Source organism: Variovorax glucosi, from assembly GCF_051216695.1.
Taxonomy (GTDB): domain Bacteria; phylum Pseudomonadota; class Gammaproteobacteria; order Burkholderiales; family Burkholderiaceae_C; genus Variovorax.
In genome coordinates, this window is the sequence record NZ_JBPJZE010000354.1 from 1 (window position 1) to 1068 (window position 1068).

Consider the following 1068-nt stretch of genomic DNA (forward strand, 5'->3'; position numbering starts at 1 on the left):
CAGACAACGCCGCGGACCTTCTCGTACTGGACCAATGCCGAGGGGCAAGTGCTGCAGCGCCAGGAGCTCATTGGCGGAAAGATTGCCGCCGACGGGAGCGTTAGCGGCGCCACCAAGAGCCGCGATCATCGGTACTTCTACTTCGACGGCAAGCGCGTGGGCAACGTGGGTAACGACGGCACTGAGCGCGAGGACTACGCGCAGCAGCTCGCGCGCACAAGTTCCGCCGAAAGTCCTGATAGCAAGTACCGCAAGTTCATTCCCACGAACTCGGCGGACTTCGACGAGAACTACCAGCCGATCAATGCAGGCTTCCCCGGACCGGCGCCGGGCAGCTACACGGTGCGCTCGGGAGACACGCTGGAGGGCATCGCCCGAGCACTGTGGGGTGACGCAAAGCTGTGGTACCTGCTGGCCGAGGCCAACGGACTCGATGGTCAGCCATCTGCGCCGCTGGTGGAAAACACGGTTCTGGCGGTGCCCAACCGGGTGACGAACGTGCACAACACGAGTGACACCTTCCGGCCGTACGACCCGGGCAAGGCGATGGGGGATACGAGCCCGACGCTGCCGGATCCTTTGCCAGCACCCAAGGGCAAGGATGGCGGGTGCGGGGGCGTTGGGCAACTCATCATGGCGGTGGTGGCAGTAGTGGTGACCATCTATACGGCGGGTGCAGCTGGGGCTGATTTCGGTGCTGCAGGCGCTGCAGGCGGTGGCGGTTTTGCGGGCGGGTTGGCCGTGCTCGGTGGGTCTGGTGGATTCACGGCCGCGAGCCTCGGCGCTGCGGCCGTGGGTGGAGCAATGGGCTCCATCGCCAGCCAGGGAGTCGGTATCGCTATCGGGGCGCAGGACTCTTTCAGCTGGAAGGGCGTAGCGATGGGTGCGCTTGGCGCGGGAGTGGGCGCCGGTGTGGGCTCCTTGCTCAATGTGCCTGGCGGCTTGCTGGGTGGGCCAGACAAATGGGCCACGGCCGGGCGCATGGCCATGGGCAACATCGCCAGCCAAGGGCTGGGCATTGCCACCGGATTGCAGAAAAGTTTTGATTGGCGTGGAGTCGCGGCCAGC

Annotated in this window: 1 protein-coding gene; it reads left to right on the plus strand. The window is 65.5% G+C overall.

The window, feature by feature from the left end; all coding sequences use genetic code 11:
* The coding region (locus ACSFA3_RS25610; protein WP_435508127.1) for a LysM peptidoglycan-binding domain-containing protein at positions 1-1068 on the plus strand (1068 nt) is incomplete at both ends.